This window comes from Streptacidiphilus sp. EB103A, from assembly GCF_041261405.1.
Classification (GTDB): domain Bacteria; phylum Actinomycetota; class Actinomycetes; order Streptomycetales; family Streptomycetaceae; genus Streptacidiphilus.
Window position 1 is genome coordinate 34,122 of the sequence record NZ_JBGCAQ010000009.1, and the last position, 17,311, is coordinate 51,432.

The 17,311-nt window shown below is 70.2% G+C and carries 22 protein-coding genes and 2 pseudogenes; 13 read left to right on the top strand and 11 right to left on the bottom strand.

The window, feature by feature from the left end:
• The first annotated feature begins 21 nt into the window (after positions 1-21).
• Positions 22-828 carry a strictosidine synthase gene (locus ABH941_RS16110; protein ID WP_370129877.1) on the top strand — a complete coding sequence of 269 codons (807 nt, stop codon included), beginning with the start codon at positions 22-24 and terminating at the stop codon, positions 826-828.
• 72 nt (positions 829-900) lie between these two features.
• Entirely contained in the window at positions 901-1,734 is an 834-nt protein-coding gene (locus tag ABH941_RS16115) for an enoyl-CoA hydratase/isomerase family protein (protein ID WP_370129878.1), read from the top strand.
• A gap of 320 nt (positions 1,735-2,054) precedes the next feature.
• On the opposite strand, the gene ABH941_RS16120 is transcribed toward ABH941_RS16115, so the two are convergent.
• Positions 2,055-2,768, bottom strand: a complete 714-nt coding sequence (locus ABH941_RS16120; RefSeq protein ID WP_370129879.1) for an SDR family oxidoreductase — start codon at positions 2,766-2,768, stop codon at positions 2,055-2,057.
• 166 nt (positions 2,769-2,934) lie between these two features.
• Here ABH941_RS16120 and ABH941_RS16125 point away from each other — a divergent pair, with 166 nt between their 5' ends.
• Positions 2,935-3,537, top strand: coding sequence for a TetR/AcrR family transcriptional regulator (locus tag ABH941_RS16125; RefSeq protein WP_370129880.1), 603 nt, complete (start codon positions 2,935-2,937; stop codon positions 3,535-3,537).
• Between the two features lie 52 nt (positions 3,538-3,589).
• Here the strand turns inward: ABH941_RS16125 and ABH941_RS16130 are convergent, their stop codons facing one another.
• On the bottom strand, positions 3,590-3,979 hold the full coding sequence (locus ABH941_RS16130) for a hypothetical protein (RefSeq protein WP_370129881.1): 390 nt from the start codon (positions 3,977-3,979) through the stop codon (positions 3,590-3,592).
• 86 nt (positions 3,980-4,065) lie between these two features.
• Here ABH941_RS16130 and thpR point away from each other — a divergent pair.
• A pseudogene (gene thpR / locus ABH941_RS16135) lies at positions 4,066-4,359 on the top strand (RNA 2',3'-cyclic phosphodiesterase); the annotation flags it as partial.
• Between the two features lie 12 nt (positions 4,360-4,371).
• Here the strand turns inward: thpR and ABH941_RS16140 are convergent.
• The 5 genes from ABH941_RS16140 to ABH941_RS16160 all read right to left on the bottom strand — a co-directional run bounded on the left by ABH941_RS16140 (position 4,372) and on the right by ABH941_RS16160 (position 8,018).
• Positions 4,372-4,749, bottom strand: a complete 378-nt coding sequence (locus ABH941_RS16140; RefSeq protein ID WP_370129882.1) for a nuclear transport factor 2 family protein — start codon at positions 4,747-4,749, stop codon at positions 4,372-4,374.
• A 75-nt stretch (positions 4,750-4,824) separates the two neighbouring features.
• Entirely contained in the window at positions 4,825-5,622 is a 798-nt protein-coding gene (locus tag ABH941_RS16145) for an alpha/beta fold hydrolase (protein ID WP_370129883.1), read from the bottom strand.
• 245 nt (positions 5,623-5,867) lie between these two features.
• Entirely contained in the window at positions 5,868-6,860 is a 993-nt protein-coding gene (locus ABH941_RS16150; protein WP_370129884.1) for an AraC family transcriptional regulator, read from the bottom strand.
• 62 nt (positions 6,861-6,922) lie between these two features.
• Positions 6,923-7,354 (bottom strand): hypothetical protein, encoded by a 432-nt coding sequence (locus ABH941_RS16155; protein WP_370129885.1) that lies wholly within the window; start codon positions 7,352-7,354, stop codon positions 6,923-6,925.
• 124 nt (positions 7,355-7,478) lie between these two features.
• A complete protein-coding gene (locus ABH941_RS16160) occupies positions 7,479-8,018 on the bottom strand; it encodes a hypothetical protein (protein ID WP_370129886.1) in 540 nt (179 codons plus the stop codon).
• 267 nt (positions 8,019-8,285) lie between these two features.
• Between ABH941_RS16160 and ABH941_RS16165 the strand changes: the two genes are divergently transcribed.
• From ABH941_RS16165 to ABH941_RS16190, 6 genes are all read left to right on the top strand, one after another.
• The gene (locus ABH941_RS16165; protein ID WP_370129887.1) at positions 8,286-8,987 is read left to right on the top strand and encodes an anti-sigma factor; all 702 of its coding nucleotides are present in this window, start codon (positions 8,286-8,288) and stop codon (positions 8,985-8,987) included.
• A 188-nt stretch (positions 8,988-9,175) separates the two neighbouring features.
• Positions 9,176-9,637 carry a hypothetical protein gene (locus tag ABH941_RS16170; protein WP_370129888.1) on the top strand — a complete coding sequence of 154 codons (462 nt, stop codon included), beginning with the start codon at positions 9,176-9,178 and terminating at the stop codon, positions 9,635-9,637.
• 142 nt (positions 9,638-9,779) lie between these two features.
• Positions 9,780-11,039 (top strand): VWA domain-containing protein, encoded by a 1,260-nt coding sequence (locus ABH941_RS16175; protein WP_370129889.1) that lies wholly within the window; start codon positions 9,780-9,782, stop codon positions 11,037-11,039.
• 253 nt (positions 11,040-11,292) lie between these two features.
• The gene (locus tag ABH941_RS16180; protein ID WP_370129891.1) at positions 11,293-11,982 is read left to right on the top strand and encodes a hypothetical protein; all 690 of its coding nucleotides are present in this window, start codon (positions 11,293-11,295) and stop codon (positions 11,980-11,982) included.
• Positions 11,966-12,595, top strand: a complete 630-nt coding sequence (locus tag ABH941_RS16185; RefSeq protein WP_370129892.1) for a class F sortase — start codon at positions 11,966-11,968, stop codon at positions 12,593-12,595. Before ABH941_RS16180 ends, ABH941_RS16185 begins: the two co-directional genes overlap by 17 nt.
• Positions 12,596-12,707: 112 nt before the next feature.
• Complete coding sequence (locus ABH941_RS16190; RefSeq protein WP_370129893.1) at positions 12,708-13,298, top strand: TetR/AcrR family transcriptional regulator; 591 nt, start codon at positions 12,708-12,710, stop codon at positions 13,296-13,298.
• A gap of 51 nt (positions 13,299-13,349) precedes the next feature.
• Here the strand turns inward: ABH941_RS16190 and ABH941_RS16195 are convergent, their stop codons facing one another.
• The 4 genes and pseudogenes from ABH941_RS16195 to ABH941_RS16210 form a co-directional block, all read right to left on the bottom strand.
• On the bottom strand, positions 13,350-14,048 hold the full coding sequence (locus ABH941_RS16195; RefSeq protein ID WP_370129894.1) for an NADPH-dependent F420 reductase: 699 nt from the start codon (positions 14,046-14,048) through the stop codon (positions 13,350-13,352).
• 203 nt (positions 14,049-14,251) lie between these two features.
• Positions 14,252-15,916, bottom strand: coding sequence for an amidase (locus ABH941_RS16200; protein ID WP_370129895.1), 1,665 nt, complete (start codon positions 15,914-15,916; stop codon positions 14,252-14,254).
• The gene (locus tag ABH941_RS16205; protein WP_370130218.1) at positions 15,916-16,083 is read right to left on the bottom strand and encodes a hypothetical protein; all 168 of its coding nucleotides are present in this window, start codon (positions 16,081-16,083) and stop codon (positions 15,916-15,918) included. The genes ABH941_RS16200 and ABH941_RS16205 overlap by 1 nt, the downstream gene beginning before the upstream one ends.
• Before the next feature lie 20 nt (positions 16,084-16,103).
• Positions 16,104-16,196 (bottom strand): annotated as a pseudogene (locus ABH941_RS16210) (recombinase family protein); the annotation flags it as partial.
• 36 nt (positions 16,197-16,232) lie between these two features.
• Here ABH941_RS16210 and ABH941_RS16215 point away from each other — a divergent pair.
• From ABH941_RS16215 to ABH941_RS16225, 3 genes are read left to right on the top strand one after another with little or no spacing between them, the layout of a single operon-like run.
• The gene (locus ABH941_RS16215; protein WP_370129896.1) at positions 16,233-16,481 is read left to right on the top strand and encodes a hypothetical protein; all 249 of its coding nucleotides are present in this window, start codon (positions 16,233-16,235) and stop codon (positions 16,479-16,481) included.
• 43 nt (positions 16,482-16,524) lie between these two features.
• Positions 16,525-16,905 (top strand): VOC family protein, encoded by a 381-nt coding sequence (locus ABH941_RS16220; RefSeq protein WP_370129897.1) that lies wholly within the window; start codon positions 16,525-16,527, stop codon positions 16,903-16,905.
• A gap of 58 nt (positions 16,906-16,963) precedes the next feature.
• On the top strand, positions 16,964-17,305 hold the full coding sequence (locus ABH941_RS16225; RefSeq protein ID WP_370129898.1) for a VOC family protein: 342 nt from the start codon (positions 16,964-16,966) through the stop codon (positions 17,303-17,305).
• The last annotated feature ends 6 nt before the right edge of the window (positions 17,306-17,311 follow it).

The window sequence follows — 17,311 nt, forward strand, 5'->3', positions numbered from 1 at the left end:
CAGGAAGAGAAGGACAACACCGTGAGCACCACACCGGCCCTCGCACCCCTGGACGTGAAGAAGCACCTCACCTCCTCGATCTTGCTGTGGGTGCGCACCGACCAGCCCCGCCAGACCGGCATGGACCACTGGAAGGGCCCGCACTCAGGGATCATCTCCGCCACCCCGGGCCTGGAGGAGTACCGGCAGATCCACCTCGCCGAGCGCAACCCCGGCCGGTGGCCGGCCACCGACGGGGTCCAGACCGCGATCCCCGCCGACCGGAAGGTCGACGGCGTCGCGGAAGTCACCTTCCAATCGGCCCTTGCGCCCCTCAGGGGGCGCGAGCAGACGAAGCTGGCCTACGCCGACGAGATCAACGTGTTCCGCCGCACCCTGCTCTACGCCGGCCCGCCGAACTCCTCCCGCTGGTACGACGTCGCGGGCCCCGGACAGACGGTCGGTGCCCGCGCTCTGATCTACCTGCGCCGCAGAGACGGGGTCCGCGCCGGCGCCTTCCGGACGTTCGTCAACAAGCAACTCGCTCCCGCGCTCGCCGACACCGGAGTACTGAGAGAACTGCGCACGCAGACGTTCCTGCCCTGGGTCGAAAAGCTCTGGGACACCCCGGACGTCGCCCACGACAACCCCCACGACCAGCGTTTCCACGCCTCGGTCAGCCTCGGGTTCACCGACGCTGCGGAACGGGACGCCTTCTTCACCGGCAACGTGATCAAGGACCTGTCCAACCGGCTGGCACCGCGAGTCTCCGCGATCCACGCCTACGACGTCACCGCCGCCCTCACCTACGTCAAGAACGGCGAGATCCTCCCGCACTACCAGGAGTGAGCGGCGCCGGCTTCCCGGCCCTCCTCGCGCCCCCGTCGCCGTCTGATACCCCTCACACATCTGGAGCCAGCCATGAGCGAGCAGCAGAGCACCATCCTCTACGAGCGCACCTCACCGCAGATCGCGAAGATCACCTTCGCCAACCCGCCCGTCAACCTCATCGCCGGCGAGACAGTCCAGCGCCTCATCGAGATCGTCGCCGAACTGGCCACCGACCCGGACATCCAGGTCGTGCTGTTCGACAGCGCCACCCCCGACTTCTTCTACAACCACTTCGACCTGGCCGCCGCCGCCGACTTCCCCGCTCCCGAGGACCCGGACGCGGTGCCGGCATGGACGAATCTGGTCCTGGAACTCTCCAAAGCGCCCTACATCACCATCGCGGCCATCCGTGGACGCACCCGCGGCGGCGGGAACGAACTCGCCCTCGCCCTCGACCTGCGCTACGCCAGCCAGGAGAAAGCGATCTTCGGACAGCCAGAGGTCGGTAGCGGACTGCTGCCCGGCGGTGGCGGCGCCGAACGCCTCCCCCGCGCCATCGGACGCGACCGCGCGCTGGAAGCCATCCTCACCAGCGACGACTACGACGCCGACACCGCCGAACGCTGGGGCTGGATCACCCGCGCTCTGCCCGACAGTGAGCTCGACGCCTTCGTCGACACGATCGTCGCCCGGCTCGCGTCCTTCGACCGCACCTCACTGGCCTCAGCCAAAGCCCAGATCAACCGGGCGTCTCTGCCCCCGGACTCGGACCTGGTAGCCGCGTACGGCGAGTTCGCCCACTCCCTCACCCTCCCCGGGTTCCTCACCCGCGCCGCCGGCACGCGGGCCGGCATCGAGCAGGCCGGCATCGACTTCGAGTACCGTCTCGGGCACTACATCGGCATCGCCAACCAGCAACGCTGACACCCATCAGAAAGCGAGCACGGACGCAGCCGATGCCGCGGCCGTGCTCGTTTGCCGCGGGCGTGAAGTGAAGAGCCCTGTCACCACCGAAGACTCCCGACGGATCAGCGCCGCTGTGGCCTGGACGCGCTGGGGCTGCTCTCGCAGGAGCGGGCGGCGGCCTGGTCGAAAACGCTGCTGTCGGATCGACCGCCGATGTCATCCATGGCTCGACGGCCGCGACGGTGCACCCCTTCTCGACACCGGCCAGCCAACTGTTCGAACGCGGTGGATCACGAGGTCCCGGCGTGAAGAGATCACGTCGGGACCGAAGAAAGATGTCAGGCGTTCGTGCTGTGCAGGTCCGGGTAAAGCGCCTCGACCGGGCTGCTCAGAGCCGCCTTGACCCCCTGGGTCAACTCGTCGGCCAGGACCTCGTATTCGCCGGCCTCGACGGCGTCGTAGACCGTTGTCACCAGCTGCGCCGGCAGCATCTTGGGCCCGTCAGCGTGCGCGGCCATGTCGGTGTCGACGTAGCCCATGTGCACACCCGTCACGTGGACGCCCATGGGTGCGAGCTCGATGCGCAGCGAGTTGGTGGCCGACCACAGCGCGGCCTTGGACGCGCTGTAGGCGCCGCCGAAGGCGTACCAGCTGGCAACGGAGTGCACGTCGATGAGGATTGACCCCTTCTTGGCGGCGAGGATCGGTGCGAAGGCGCGGGCGAGGAAGACCGGTCCGAAGAAGTTCGTCTCCATGTTTGCGCGGATGTCCGCCTCGGTGACGTCCAGCATGCTCGCGCTCGGCGGGATGGCGCCCGCGTTGTTGACGAGCACGGTGACGTCCGCAGCGGCGGCGACGGCCCCGGCGATCAACGCGGAGTCGGTGACGTCGAGAGTCAGGGGGACGATGCGGTCATCGTCCCAGGCGCGGGGGGACCTGGCGGTGGCGTAGACCTTGGCGGCGCCACGAGCCAGGGCCTCGTGGACGAAGTGGGTGCCGATACCGCCATTGGCGCCGGTGACGAGGACGACTGCTCCGTCGAGGGAGGGCATTGGTTCCTTCTTTCCAAGGGGATGTGAAGTGCGTGGCAGTGCACGGACGGAGCACTGACTCCTCGCCCCGCCGTGGGAGAATGAGCGGAGCCACATTCGAGCCCATACGGTAATGACTGCAATCATAACTGATTGCAGTCAGAATCTATTCCTGGAGGACACCTCCATGCCTGTCGCCCCCCAGTCGGCCGGACGGCGCGAGCGGAACAAGCAGGAAAAACTCGACCGCATCATCGCTGCCGCCAGTGAACTGTTCGCCGAACACGGCATCGACGAGGTCACGACCCAGCAGATCGCCGACAAGGCCGACATCGGCACCGGGACCCTGTTCCTTTACGCCAAGACCAAGGGCGAACTCCTCCTCCTTGTCCAGAACGCCAAGTACGCCGAAGCACTCGAGCAGGGCCGGCAGGACGCCGAGACCATTCCCGGCGTGCTGGACGCGGTGCTGGCGATCGTCCGGCCGATCGTCGAGTGCAACCGCACCCAGATCGACAACGGACGCACCTACCTGCGAGAGATGGTCTTCGGCGACCCCGAGGAGCCCCGGCACAGCGAAGCACTCACCATCGTCGCGCAGACCGAGCAGGCCATCGCCGCCGTGCTGCGCCGAGACGAGCGGGTCACAGAGGGCGACGCCGCGACGCTGGCACACATTGTGTCCGCCGTGACGTTCCTCAGCACGGCGGCGAGCGTGAACATCGCCCTGAGCGTCGAGGAGATCGTGCGGGACATCCGGGGACAGGTCGACGTCCTGCTGCCTCGCTGAAGCGCGGCCCAGCCTCAGGCCCAGGTGACCATCCGGGTGGTTTTCGGCTGCCTCATGACGGAGATGGCAGTTGTTCGTGTGTCGCGGAGCTGGACCAAGTGAACTGCGCGAATCCTGCCGGGATCAGCGGGTTCTCCGGCGGGTCAGCCTGGCCGTGCAGTTCGACGAGCGGGGTGCCGTTGCGAGCGGCGACGATGCGGCGGGCGCGCAGTTGGGCACGGGTACGGGGGCGGAACTTCGGGTCCCGCCCGCAACCGCATGTCTCGAAGCCCTCGCAGCGCAGCCCGGCGTTCAGGACCACGACGACGACCGACCATGCCTTCCGATTGCTGCGTCGGGGTGCCGCGAAGTCGTGGCCGGCATACAGCAGCGGCCCGGTGCAGCGCGGACACGTGTGTCCGGCGTCGCCGAGATGCCGTTTGAAGCTGATCCGGCACGACACGCACGCGTCGTGCAGCCTGCGGGTGGTGTGGTCATCAGGAGGAGCCGGAGGTGCCTGCCTGTCCTATCTCCACGGAAGGCGTGTCGCTGCGGTGGAATCGGATCGAGGACTGGCACATCACCCTGGCGTTTCTCGGCGAGCTCCCGGTGACGGCCGTCCCGGTCCTGCAGCCGGTGCTCGCCCAGCTGGCCGCGTCTCGCCCACCCCCGAACCTGGGCCTGAACGGCGCCGGCCACTTCGACCAGCGCCTGCTGTGGAGCGGGATCCAGGGTGAACTCGAAGGACTCCACCTACTCGCCGATGACGTCCGGAACCTGGTGCGGACCTGCGGTGTCACGTTCCAGGAGCGCCCACTGCGCCCCCACCTGACGTTGGCCCGGCCACACGGACACTCAGGCGGTACCGAGGGGGTTGAGGATGGCGTAGCGCCAGGTGCCGTCCTCACCACGGCGGGCGACATTGGCGGTGGTGCCGGTGGCCTTCTTCCAGTTGCCGTCGGGGGTGGTGATCTCGAGGGTCCAGTCCTCGGTGATGAACACGATGTCGTCGCCGGCCACGACACGCGACGGGCCGTTGGACAGCTGGGCGTTGCCGGCGACCGACCCGGCCGTGTAGTCGCGCAGCGCCTGTCCGGTGACGGTCTCACCGGTGACGGTACGCATGACGGCACCGGGCGCGAGCAGGCCCAGGACCTCGTCAAGGTTGCCGGAGTTCATGGCCTTCTCGAAAGCCGGGGGGAGCTGCGCCGGGTCGGTGATGGGAGTCGGCATGGTTGTTCCTTCCAGAGTTGGATCTCGTGCAGATCGTTGAAATGGCGGATGCTGAGACCCGTGTGTGAGTGTCCGTCAGGACGCCTTGCGGGCAGCAGACCGGTGAAGGAAGTCGGCCAGCGCCGGGTTGACGCGGTCGGGATGAGTGAGGTTCGGCGTGTGTCCGGCCCCGGTCACGGTGACCAACTCCTGGGCACCGGAGAGTTTCCCGGCCAGTGCCTGGCCCAACGGGTACGGGATCGGCTGGTCGGCGTCGCCATGGACGACCAGAGCGGGCACCGTGATCTCATCGAGGCGGCGGGTGATGTCATCCGCCCCCATCAGTACCTGCACCGCGTCGGCGAGCCGTTCACGCGGCTGCGCCTTCCACTTCGCCAGCCACTGATCGTGGATCGCGGGGTGTCCCAGCAGTATCCCCAGCAATACCGGGGCCACCGCCTCCGGACCCGCGCCGCGGAATCCCTCGGACGCACCGCGCATCTGCGCCAGCGCCTCGGGCGGCCAGGCGGCCGACGTCGTGTCGATGAGCACCAGGGACTTGACCCGTTCAGGCGACACCAGGGCGGCTCGCATCGACAGAAAACCACCCTGCGAATGCCCCACCAGCGCCGCCTGCCGCACGCCCAGGTGATCCAGCAGCCCGATCAGGTCGGCCGCCGAGTCCCAGTAGGTGTAGGTCTTTCCGTCGTCCTCGGTCCGGCCGTGCAGCCGCTCGTCCCACACGACGACCCGGAAGTCCCCGGTCAGGAACCGGACCTGATGCACCCACATGTCACGGTCCATGAGGTTGCCGTGGCTGAAGACCACGACCGGGCCCTGGCCACCGCTGTCCTCGAGGAACAGGCGGGCACCGTTGACGTCTGCGTACGGCATGGTTGTTTTCTCCTTTCCTCCCGGCCCCACAGGCGATCAGCGGCTTGGCTGGAGGCGGATAACTCGCTGGCTGCTTGCCTAAATAGTCCGCGATGCGAGCGACGCAGGCGAGGTCTGCAAGAGACGCACCATGGTCGAAAATGGACTCGCCGATCCGCTCAGGGCTGCGCCTCAGAGAGCCCGGACTCGGCGCAGTCGCCACCACAAGGCCCAGATGCCCCTGGCTGGCCCAGCGGGCGGAGCTGTCAGCGCTGCGTGGCTCGGAATGCCCCGGGGGTGGCGCCCGCCGTCCGCTCGAAGAACTTCCCGAAGTTGGTGGGCTCCGTGAAACCCAGCATGCGTCCGATGGACGCGACAGGAAGGCTGGTATGAACCAGCAGCCGCTTGGCTTCCAGGGCGACACGGTCGTCGATGAGATCCTTCGCGGTACGGCCCGTAGCGGCCAGACAGGCCCGCGTGAGGGTCCGCGGCGAGTAGCCGAGGTGCGCGGCATAGTGGGCAGCACGGCGCCTGGTGGCGAAGGCGCGTTCCAGCTCGCCACGGAAGGCCTGGAACACCTCGCCTCCCGCCGCAGGGTTCCATTCACCAGGGTGCGGCAGCCGGGCAATGCGCACCAGCAGCGCGGCAAGAAGCTGCCGCAGCAGTTCCACGGTGAGTTCCGCCTGTGAGGCGTCCCGCTCGGCCAGCGTGCTGTATTCCGCCGCTATCTCGGCCACCGCCACCGACATGGCCCGGTACTCCACCGCGGACAGGGAGAAGGCGGCAGGACTGAGCCCCTCGTCGATGACGGCTGCGCTGGCAGGCACCGGCGGTGGAAAGGCCGGTGTGAACACCACCAAGGTCGCGTCCAGATCCGCGATGCCCCCCTGAGGACCCGCAGGGAAACGCTGCACCTGGCCAGGACGGACATGCAGCAGCGTCCCCGGAGCACACGGGTAACCCACAAAGTCGATCAACGCGGTGCCCTCGCCGCGGGTGACCAGGGTCAGTTGATGGAAGTCCAGACGGTTGGGCGCCGCCGCGACAGGCGGCAACAGCCGCTCACGTAGCGTCGCGAAGGACATGACCTCCAGCCCCAGCCGGGGCTGATCCGGATTGTCGTAGCTGACGTCGACAACGTCCGGGCTTCCAGAATCAGCCATACCCCAATGATCGCAGCCACCGTTGACCACACCAGCAGCGAGCCGGCGACAGGCCGTGGGCGTGACGTCGAGGGCGTCACGGAATAGGGCGCGCATGTTGGCGCCGCTGCCACGGCCGCACCGGATGGCGATCTGTTACTCGGCGCGCTGATCGGGATTCAGCTCGTGGCCGGAGGTGGCAGGCCGAGTTGGCTGCGGATCGTGGTGACCGCTTTCTCGACGGGGGCGTTGGCGGCCGTCAGCTGTTTCTCGTACTGGTGCAGGAGCTGCAGTGACGTGACGCCGGCGGCTGTGGCGGTCAGGTCGGCGCGCGCCTCGTTGACCGCGGCCAGGCGTACGGCGGTCGCCTCGATCCGTGACGGAAACGCCAGGGCCAGCAGGCGATGGTCGAACAGGTGCTCCGTGTTCGCGGCGTCGCGCAGGTCCGCCCGTGCCGCGATGAGTCGCCCGCGGTCGGGGCCGTCCAGCCGGTCGAAGTCGAGTTCGAGGCGACGGTTGCCGGCGGTTGCGAGAGCGAGGTACTGCGCGGCCTGGGCACGCCGCTCAGGGACGGGCGGGGCGCTTCGCGCCGGTGGGCTCGCCGGGGACACCGATGGGGGTGGGGCCGCGGGGCGTCCCGACGTGCACCCCGCGGCCAGCAGCACGATGCCCACTGATGCCCCGATCGCACCGTGCCGTCTCGGGTGCTCGCGACGCTGGACCTCGGCACCGGACTCAGTACCCGTAGCCGCCTCCCGAGGTGCTCGGAGCAGGAGTCGACGGTGCGGGGGCCGCCGGGGCGCTGGTGATCGCGTTGCCGTCGACGCCGACGACGTACCAGGTGCCGCCGAAGGTGGCGATGCCCTCGCCGTTCACGTCACCGGTCTTGCTGTCCTGGGAGAAGGTGTACAGGGGGTGGCCGTGGTAGGTGACCTCAGTGGTGTGGTCGGTCCGTGCGGTGGTGGCGACCATGGAGGCGGTCACGCCGCTGTGAGCCGGGGTCCCGGTCGTGGTGTCCGGCGGCCACACCGATGCGCACGCGCCGTAGCACGTCGACTTCGTGCCCGAGTCCGCGGTCAGGAGATACAGGGTGCGTCCGGAGCCGTCGACGAGGATCTGTCCGTACTTCGAGCTCTGGGCATGCAGTCCGGTGACGGCGGCAGGCGCAGTGCTGGACGGCGGCGAGGAGGCCGCGTTCTTGGTGCTGGAGCTGCAGCCTACGGCCAGGGCCGCGACGGCGGCCGCACCGGCTGCGATGGCGATGGCGCGGTTCATGATGGACTTCTTCCGCTGGAACCACCGCGACACATGCTGCGAAGCGGTCGGTCCGCGGCCCGCCGAGAGCGGGTCCTGCTCTGGGATACGCGCGGGGATGGATCCCGGTTCAGCCCTCTTTGCCCGAGATTGAACGTTTCGCCGCCGACTGGCGTATCCCTGGTGCGGCACCTTCACGAACGTGTCGGACCAGCGCTCCGCGCGTCATCGCCCGTGCCGACTCGCAGGTTCCGCGCGCTGCCGCAGGTGGGATGAGGTGACCAGGCCATGGTGTGCCGGGAGCACGACGCCCTCAGCGCCTACCTGCTCGGGGCACTCGATCCGGCCGAACGCAGGGCCATCGAGCGCCACGTGGCCGACTGCGCGCGCTGCCGGGCCGAGCTGGTACAGCTCGCCCCCCTGGTCGGGCTGTTGCGGCACACGCCCTTCGAGGAACTCTCCGAAACGGCTGCCGCCAAGGCCCGGCACCCGACCACGCCGCACCCGCAGAGCACCGCGGTGGCCCCGGTCGGTGCGAGCCCCATCGGTGCCGGAGCCTTCGCGTTCACCGGCCGTCATCTCCATCGACCGGGCCGGATCCTGACCACTGCGGCGGTCACCGTCGCGGTCGCCGGCGCGGGTCTGGGCATCTACCTGGGGGCGGTCGCCTCCGGGCCCGCCTCCCCCCGCCCCGCGCTCACCGCGTCCGCCACCAGCCCGGGCACCCGGATTTCGGCCTCGGCGACGCTCACGCCCAACCAGTCCGGCACCGCGATCCAACTGAAACTCACCGGCCTGCCCTCCGCCATCACCTGCCATCTGGTGGTACACGCCCGCGACGGCCGCACCGAGACCGCGGCGACCTGGGCGTCGGGCTACTCCACGGCGGTCAGCATCCCCGCCTCCACCTCGATCAGCCCGCAGGACATCAGCACGCTGGACGTCCTCGATGCCTCCGACCGTCTGCTGGTCCGGATACCGCAGACCTGACCACGGCCGCGCCCCACACGACGCGTCGGCCCCGGGAGCCCGATCCACTGCGGTGAACCCCGCCGACGCGGCGGGCGTAGCCACTTACGGAGAAGTCCCCCGCCAGGGGATCAACCCGAAAGGGGATGGCGAGATGCCTCCCAGTAGCAGTACCCGGCACCAGGCCGCCGGCGGCCGAGGCGGCCGAGATGCGATCTGACACAGCAGCGACCGATACCGGCCTGCGCTTCGCCGTCGCGACCGCGGCGGCGCTGTGGGCGCTACGCCTGCTCACCGCCGCAGGCCTCGCCATGGACGCCTATGTGCACGCGGACCTGGCGTCCGCCTACGACTTCAGCGGAAAGGGGATCAGCCAGGGCCAGCTCTTCCGCGTCGAGGCCGCAGCCGCAGCCCTGGCGGCCCTGCTGCTGATCCTCTTCGGCACCCGGCAACTGGTGTGGGCCTATGCACTGTCCGTCGCCGCTGCCGGTGTGGGCGCCGTGCTGCTCTACCGCTATGCCGACGTCGGCGCGCTGGGACCCTTGCGCAACATGTACGAGCCTGTCTGGTACCCGGAGAAGACCCTCTCCGCCCTCGCTGAAGGCAGCGCGACCCTCCTGGCCGCCTGCGGACTGCTCCTGGCACACCGACAGCGCAGCCGCAAACCCTGAAGCCGTCCCAACTGCCGACCGACGAGAGCCGACGACGGTACCGTCACCGGACGGCTCCACGGGCACCACGTTCCGCATCCGCACCGCACCGGCACCCCGGAAACGCCCGACACGAGCGCTCACGCTACGGAACAATGCGGCCATGACCGAACTCCTTCCCGGCGCCAATGTCGCCGTCCCCACCGGGCCGCTGGACCTGGTGATCCGCTGGTCCTGCGGCTCGGCGCTGGACGCCTCGGCCGTACTCCTGGGTGCGGGCGGCAAGGTCAGGACAGATGCCGACCTGGTGTTCTACAACCAGCCCGAGGCGGAGTGCGGTGCGGTACGCCATCAGGGCGGCGCACCAGGACGCCAGTCCCTGCTGGTGCAACCCGAGCGACTGCCCGCCGACGTGGAGCGGGTGGTGATTGCGGCGACCTTGGACGACGGCAGCTTCGCCGATGTACGCGACCTGGCACTGGAACTGCACGATTCCCGCGGCGCAGTCGCCGCTGCCTTCCCGGTACGGGCTGCGGGCCGGGAGACACTGCTGCTGCTCGGCGAGGTCTACCGGCGCCAGGGCGGCTGGCGGCTACGGGCCCTGGGCCAGGGCTACGACACCGGCCTGGCCGGGCTGGCCGCCGACTTCGGCGTCACTGTCGACGACCAGCCACCCACGGACCAGGCCACGCCGCAGCTCGCCCCCGCCGACCCGGTCTCGCTGCGCAAGGAGATCGTGCGAGTGAACCTGGCCAAACGGGGTGCTGCCGGGGTCCGGGCCCGGGTCGCCCTGGTACTGGACCGGTCGGGGTCGATGCGCCCGCTCTACAACGGCGGCACCGTGGGCCGCCTGGTGGAGCGGATGGCCCCGGTCGCCGCCGTGGTGGACGACGACGGCTCCCTGGACGCCTGGATCTTCGCGGACCACTGCGCCCGGCTGCCCACCTTGACCATCCCCGGGTTGGCCGAGTGGATCGAGCGCAACGTCTACATTCGTGCGGGGCACCGCCAGCTCCCGGAACTGCCGGGCGGACGCTCCCGCCCCGACCACCTGATCGACGTCTTCGGCGGCAACAACGAACCCGAGGTGATCCGCGACATTCTGGCCCACTACGCGGAGCGGCCCGGCGATCCGGTGCTGGTGCTGTTCTTCTCCGACGGCGGCATCAACCGAAGCCGGCAGATCCAGGACCTCCTCACCCAGGCCGCCTCCCAGCCGCTGTTCTGGCAGTTCATCGGCCTGGGCAAGTCCGAGTACGGCATCCTGGAACGCTTCGACACGCTGCCCGGACGGGTGGTCGACAACGCCGGGTTCTTCCAGGTCGACGACTTCGACCGGATCACCGACGCGGAGCTCTACGACCGCTTGCTGAGCGAGTTCCCGCAGTGGCTGGCCGAGGCCCGTCGGCTCGGCATCGCCTGAACGTGTCCAGCAGGCAGCGCCGACCGCCCCCGCGCGGCAGCGCCGACGACCGGTGCTGCGGGTTCTGCTCAAGTTCGCCGGCCGCCGGCGCACTGCAGCCGTAGTCGCCGCGCACCGCTTCGCGCAGCGCTGGCCCAAGCGGCATTCAGGGAGCGCCCGTCGGCCCGAAACCGACCGATGTCTTGCCGCCCCGTCCGCGCGACTGCAACCCTCTGAGGGACCGACAGCCGCAGCGCCGCGGGAGGCCCTCCGCATGGATGCGCACCTGCACCCCCACCTCAGTCCACGCCGCCGTGCGGCGCTCGGGGCCGCACTGCTGGCCGTCACGCTCGCCGTGCTCCCCGCCTGCGGCTCCTCGAAGGACCTCACCGCCGCGATCTCCTCCGCCGGCTCATCGGCGGCCACAACCGCGAGTTCCAGCCAGACCGCCGGCACCTCCGCAAGCCCGAGCACCTCAGCGAGCCGGAGCCCGTCTGCGAGCCGGAGCGCCTCCGCGAGCGCGAGCCCGTCCGCCACCCGCGCAGCCGGCGTGACCGTCAAACCGGACCCGGCCCCCGCCGGGGCCTCGCTCACCCTCACCGTCTCAGGCTGCAAGGGCACCGGCGGCATCGGCTCCTCCACCGCCTTCAGCGCCGACGCGCCGCTCTCCCCCGCGTCCGGCGGCGGCAACCTGCTGACCGGCAACACCACCGTCAAGCCGGCCGCCCTGCCCGGCACTTACTCCGTCCTGGCCACCTGCAGCGGCGGTGGCACCGTGACCGGCACCCTCACCGTGATGGGCGCCCCGCCCTCCAGCGGCCACATCGGTACCGGCGCAGGCGGCAGCGTCACCCACGGCACCGACCCGGCGCTCGGCGTCCTCGGCGCCCTGCTGCTCCTGGGCGGCGCCGCCGCCTGGTGGCGGGCACGACCCCGCGCCGGCGGTCATGGCCGCGCCCACTGACGCCCCGGAGCGGCGCCGCCGCGAGCGCCGCAACGCGCTGCTCGTCTGCCTGGTGGGCGCGCTGCTCATCTGGATGGCTGCCCACGGCGGCCTCCAGACGGCCCCTCAGCCGCCTCCCTCCGCGGCCCTCGCCCGCACCGTCGACGGACGCGGTCCGCTGCCCGCCTCGGCCCCCGAACGCGTCCGCATCCCCGCGATCGGCGTCGACGCCCCGACCACCGTCCTCGGCCTGGCCGCCGACGGCCGGATCGCCGTGCCGTCCTACCGCGAGGCCGACCGCATCGGCTGGTACCGCTACTCGCCCGTCCCGGGCGCGTCCGGCACCGCCGTCCTGGTCGGACACGTCGACACCCCCACCGGCCTCGCCGTCCTCTACCGCCTCGGCCAACTCCGCCCCGGCGACCGCATCCTGATCGACCGCCGGGACGGCAGCACCGCCGTCTTCACCGTCACCCGCGTCGCGGCCTACGCCGACAGCGCCTTCCCAGTCGGCCAGGTCTACTCCCTCTACAGCCCCCCGCAGCTCAGCCTCATCACCTGCGGCCACGGCTACGACCCGGCGACCCACCGCTACCTCGGCAACGTCGTCGCCTTCGCCCGCCTGACCGCCTGACCGCTTCCGGCGCCCCAGCAGCACCCCTTGGGCGGGGCGGGGCCCATCGGTCCAGGCCGGCCGACGGCACGATACCGAACGGACCGGTACGGTAAAGGGATATCCTGCGGAGATGGACGAGCCGAGAAGCGTGGGACGAAAGCGGTCGCCGGAGAAGGACGCGGCGATCCTGAAGGCGGCACTGGAGCTGCTGGCGTCGCAGGGGTTCGGGCGAATGACGCTGGACCAGGTAGCCGCCGCTGCCGGGGTGAGCAAGTCCACCATCCACCTTCGCTGGAAGAGCAAGGACGACCTGGTCACCGCCGCGCTCGCATCGGCCCGCATGTCCATGTCCGTGGCGACATGCGGTGACACCCGCTCCGAACTGGTCGCGATCCTCGAGGACTTCTCCCGCACCGTGGAGAGCGTGCGCGGCATGGCGCTGATCGGCACCTGCCTGGCCGAGGAGGCCCACACCCCCGGGCTGCTGGCCATGCTGCGCGAACGCACCGTACTGCCCCGCCGTGCGCTGCTGCGCTCGGCTCTGGAGCGGGCCCGCGACCGCGGCGAGATCCGCCCGGACGCGGACCTCGAATCGGTCGTCTCCGCGCTGCTGGGCCCCTTCTACTCCGACTACATGGCCGGACGCGGCGGCAGACCGCAGTGGGCGCAGGACGCGGTGGACCTGGTCCTCACCGGAATCGGGCGGCCGGACGGGGTCTGAGCAGCCCTGGGGGTCTGCGCAGAGGTCGGGGCCGTGGCGAGGAGGGCATGGTCAGGCCGTGGTGCGGGCGCTCTGGACGTGGAAGTTGAAGTCGGCGTGGCCGAGGGCGCCATAGAGGCGCAGCCAGATCGGGAGCAGCATCTCGGTACCGCGTGCGGTGGTGATGTCGCCCAGGTCCAGCACGCTGCCGGCGGGCCAGCCGATGGAGACCAGGAGGTCGGTGGCGGCCTTCTTGGCATCGGCGTCGTCGCCGGAGAGGAAGACGTCGTGTTCGCCGGGCACCTGGCTCGGGTCGACCATGATGTGGGCGCTCATGGTGTTGAGGGTCTTGACGACCTTGGCGTCGGGGAAGGTGCGCTGGATCTGTTCGCCCAGACTGTCGGTGTTGACCGGGTTCAGGGAAGGGGGCATGCCCTGGGAGAAGTCGAGCGGGTTGGCGATGTCCAGCAGCAGCTTACCGGCCAGGTTGTCCGCACCCGCCAGCCGCAGCGCGTCCAGAGCGCCGCCACCGGAGGTCGCGTTGACCACGGCGTCGGCGGAGGCGGCGGAGTCGGCGAACGTGGCCAGCCGGATCTGCGGGTGCCCCTGCTGCCACTGGGCGAACGGCGGGGTGCCCATGCCGTCGGGCTCGGTGCGGGCCAGGGTGGCCTGCGGGTCGCGGGTGCCGATGGTGACCTCGTGGCCGAGGGATGCGAGCTTGGCGGCGATGGTCCGGCCGACCGTGCCGGTGCCGAGAACAGCGAAACGCATGGGAGGACCCTTCGGGAGTCTGCGGGCGTGGACGCTGCTCGTCCGGCCCGCCGTTAAAACTAAACCGAGCCGTTCGGTATTGCAAGGATCACTCCCCCGGGTACGGGCAATCGGGGTGACAGCGGGCTCCTCCTCCCGGTCCGGTTACCTGGTGACGGCGGGGTGCTGTCTCGCGTTCTGCGGATTCCCGACCGTGGGACGCGCTACTTGAGGGACGGCATCTCAAGCCAAGGGGAGGAGTCCTTCACCCTGTCGGAGCGGTGAGCCGCCCACACGCTGAGCGACACCCCGGCCACAAGGCCCACGGCCGCCGTCGCGACCGTGGGCAGGTACTCCCCCAACCGGAGCGGGTGCGGCGCCTCCCACATGTCACCGCCCGCCAACAGCGCCGGAACGCCTGCGGGCAGCAGGAAGAGCGCCCAGAACGGATAGCCGCGGCGCCGCGGCCAGAGGCCCTGCACGCCCCAGGCCAGCAGCGGCAGGCCAACCACCGCCGCCAGGACGCCGTCTACCACGAAGGGCGCCTTCCAGTAGCCCGGGTAGTCCTCGGCATGCACCACCGCCCCGGTGGCATCGCGGCGCAGGTCCATGACGTTCCCCGGGCGGACCGAGCCGATGGAGGCCGAATCCCCGACGGCGATACCGTCGAAGGAGGCCGGGGGCTTCCACAGCACCGCCTCGGTCGCGGAGCCGTCGGCCAGGGCCAACGTGATGTGCGTGGCGGAGTCCTGCGCACTGGGTAGCTGCACCGCAGTCACCCGCCCGTCGTCGGGGTCCTTCTGGCTGGCGGCCACGCCCCGCAGCAGGGCGATCACCGGGCAGCTCTGCCCGGCGGCAACGATGTCGGCGACATCGTTGAACGGCGTTCCCGCGGCCGTCAGCCAGCGGCCCAGGTCGCGGCGGGACTGGCGGAAGTACATGAACGTTCCCCGCAGCAGCTCCGCGAGCCCGGGCAGGTGTACGTCGATCAGGATCGCACCGGCCTCGCGCATCGAGGCCAGGCTGTCCTCGACGATCCGCGCGACCTCGGGGTCGTCGCCGGAGCGGGTCTCGCACAGCTCGCGGAGCACGCCGATCCTGGCCCCGGTCAGGGCTCCGGGCACCAGCTGGTCGCGGAACGCACCGCCCTGACGCCCCAGAACGGGCAGCGCCGTCGCGGGGTCGCGGTGGTCCCAGCCGGCCATGGCGTCCAGCATGGCTGCGGCGTCGGCGACCGAGCGCGCCAGCGGCCCGGGGGTGTCCTGCTCGTGCACCAGGGCGGCGACACCGTGGCGGCTGATCAGGCCGACGGTGGGGCGGATGCCGACCAGACCGCAGAACGATGCGGGGACTCGGATCGACCCACCGGTATCGGTGCCGACACCGGCAACAGCCAGTCCGGCCCCGACGGCCGCGGCACTCCCGCTGCTGGAGCCGCCAGGGTCGCGGGACAGGTCGTACGGATTGCGCGTGATGCCCGAGAACGAGGAGTGCCCGTGCCAGGACATGGCGAAGTCGGGGAGGGTCGTCTTGCCGAGGATCACCGCACCGGCGTTGCGCAGCAGCGTCACCAGATGCGCGTCAGCGGCGGGAACGTACCCGGCGAGCGCGGCCGAGCCGAACGCCGTCTCGATTCCCGATGTCTGGATGTTGTCCTTGACCAGGACGGGAACTCCGTGCAGAGGGCCGCGCGGCGCACCGGCAGCGTCCAGGTGGGCGGCGTCGTCCAATGCTGCCGGGTTGAGGACGGTCACGGCGTTGAGGCTGGGATCGACGGCGCGGATGCGGTCGAGGTACGCGGCGACGATCTCGCTGACGGTGGCCTCGCCGTTGCGGTAGCCGCATTGCAGCCCGGCTACGGTGTGCTCATGGGGTGCGGGTACGGCCATCAGCGCGTCCTTCCCGGGGCTGGTGCATCTGTGGTGTGCTCGGCGGCGAGGGTGGTGGTCAGGGCGGCGAAGGCGCGGGCCAGGTCCTGCTGGGTGGAGGGGATGGCGCGGCGCATCAGTACGAAGGCGTGGACGTTCCCGGCGGCCTCGAGGAAGGTGGTCGGCACGCCGGCGGGACCTCGGCGACGCCCCGCGTCCTGGCTGCGGCGATCCCCTCACGCTGGCGCTCCAGGATCAGGGCCCGCTCGAACTCGGCGAACGCGCCCAGCACCTGCGCCAGCGACTGAACCGCCACGCCGGCGGGCGCTGGCCGCACGTGAACGCCATCACGATCCGCTTCCGTGCCGGATTCGCCTACCTGGCAGCCGAATTGCCCGACGAGCAGACCATCCCGCTGTGTCGCCTACGCTTCACCGGTGTGCTGCACACCTGGGGCTTCGCGCTCCACCTGGCCAGCAGCGACAGCTACAAGGACAACATCCTGCCCAGCGGACTGCCTGCCGGCTCCCCCGAGGAAGCCCTCGACTGCGCAGGTGACCTCTACCTCAGCGGACCGGGCGCCTGATCAACCCGGCCACGAGCCGGTGTGCACCGATACTGTGCGGCGCATGCACCGAAGCCGCGTCTACGCCGTACTGATCGACACACCCGAAGCCGAGGCTGCCCGCGCGGCCTCATTCTGGTCCGCTGCCCTTGGCGTCCCCGCACAGCCGGTCCCCTCGGAACCTCAGTTCACCGTGCTGCAGGAGGCGCTGCCAGGGCTGGTCACCGCAATCCAGGCGGTCGAAGACGCATCTCGCCTCCACCTCGACATCGAGACCGACGACGTCGAAGCCGAGACCGCCCGCTTGCTGGCTCTGGGCGCCACGGAGATATCGCAATGGCTGGAGTGCCACGTACTACGCGCGCCCGGCGGCCACCTGGTATGCGTCGTGCCCGTGCACAGCAAACCGGAGTTCTTCCAGGCCCACGCCAGCACCTGGCCATGACACCACCAACGTGGGCCACCCTCCACGAGCTTCCGCAGAGCAGCACTAGCATGACCGCATGACTACGGACCTGTTCGCGGGGATCCCCGTCCGCGACTACGCCGCCGCGACGGCCTGGTACGAGCGGCTCCTCGGTGCACCGCCGTCGTTCCTGCCCAACGACACCGAGGCGGTCTGGGAGCTCGCCGAGCACCGGTACATGTACATCGTGGTGCGACCCGAACATGCCGGGCACGCTGTGCACACCGTCTTCCTCAGCGACTTCGACGCCCGCATCTCCCGGATCGCCGAGCGGGGCATGAAACCGGACGTTCTCGAGACCTACGCCAACGGCGTCCGCAAGGCCACTTTCCGCGACCCGGACGGCAACGAGATCGGATTCGGCGGCTCACCGGCCTGAGCAGTA

What these genes read in the sequence shown, in the direction of transcription:
- ABH941_RS16115 (WP_370129878.1), top strand. Translation starts at nt 901, where the DNA reads ATGAGCGAGCAGCAGAGCACCATCCTCTACGAGCGCACCTCACCGCAG.
- ABH941_RS16120 (WP_370129879.1), bottom strand. Translation starts at nt 2,768, where the DNA reads ATGCCCTCCCTCGACGGAGCAGTCGTCCTCGTCACCGGCGCCAATGGC.
- ABH941_RS16125 (WP_370129880.1), top strand. Translation starts at nt 2,935, where the DNA reads ATGCCTGTCGCCCCCCAGTCGGCCGGACGGCGCGAGCGGAACAAGCAG.
- ABH941_RS16140 (WP_370129882.1), bottom strand. Translation starts at nt 4,749, where the DNA reads ATGCCGACTCCCATCACCGACCCGGCGCAGCTCCCCCCGGCTTTCGAG.
- ABH941_RS16145 (WP_370129883.1), bottom strand. Translation starts at nt 5,622, where the DNA reads ATGCCGTACGCAGACGTCAACGGTGCCCGCCTGTTCCTCGAGGACAGC.
- ABH941_RS16150 (WP_370129884.1), bottom strand. Translation starts at nt 6,860, where the DNA reads ATGCGCGCCCTATTCCGTGACGCCCTCGACGTCACGCCCACGGCCTGT.
- ABH941_RS16160 (WP_370129886.1), bottom strand. Translation starts at nt 8,018, where the DNA reads ATGAACCGCGCCATCGCCATCGCAGCCGGTGCGGCCGCCGTCGCGGCC.
- ABH941_RS16165 (WP_370129887.1), top strand. Translation starts at nt 8,286, where the DNA reads ATGGTGTGCCGGGAGCACGACGCCCTCAGCGCCTACCTGCTCGGGGCA.
- ABH941_RS16170 (WP_370129888.1), top strand. Translation starts at nt 9,176, where the DNA reads ATGCGATCTGACACAGCAGCGACCGATACCGGCCTGCGCTTCGCCGTC.
- ABH941_RS16175 (WP_370129889.1), top strand. Translation starts at nt 9,780, where the DNA reads ATGACCGAACTCCTTCCCGGCGCCAATGTCGCCGTCCCCACCGGGCCG.
- ABH941_RS16180 (WP_370129891.1), top strand. Translation starts at nt 11,293, where the DNA reads ATGGATGCGCACCTGCACCCCCACCTCAGTCCACGCCGCCGTGCGGCG.
- ABH941_RS16185 (WP_370129892.1), top strand. Translation starts at nt 11,966, where the DNA reads ATGGCCGCGCCCACTGACGCCCCGGAGCGGCGCCGCCGCGAGCGCCGC.
- ABH941_RS16190 (WP_370129893.1), top strand. Translation starts at nt 12,708, where the DNA reads ATGGACGAGCCGAGAAGCGTGGGACGAAAGCGGTCGCCGGAGAAGGAC.
- ABH941_RS16195 (WP_370129894.1), bottom strand. Translation starts at nt 14,048, where the DNA reads ATGCGTTTCGCTGTTCTCGGCACCGGCACGGTCGGCCGGACCATCGCC.
- ABH941_RS16200 (WP_370129895.1), bottom strand. Translation starts at nt 15,916, where the DNA reads ATGGCCGTACCCGCACCCCATGAGCACACCGTAGCCGGGCTGCAATGC.
- ABH941_RS16220 (WP_370129897.1), top strand. Translation starts at nt 16,525, where the DNA reads ATGCACCGAAGCCGCGTCTACGCCGTACTGATCGACACACCCGAAGCC.
- ABH941_RS16225 (WP_370129898.1), top strand. Translation starts at nt 16,964, where the DNA reads ATGACTACGGACCTGTTCGCGGGGATCCCCGTCCGCGACTACGCCGCC.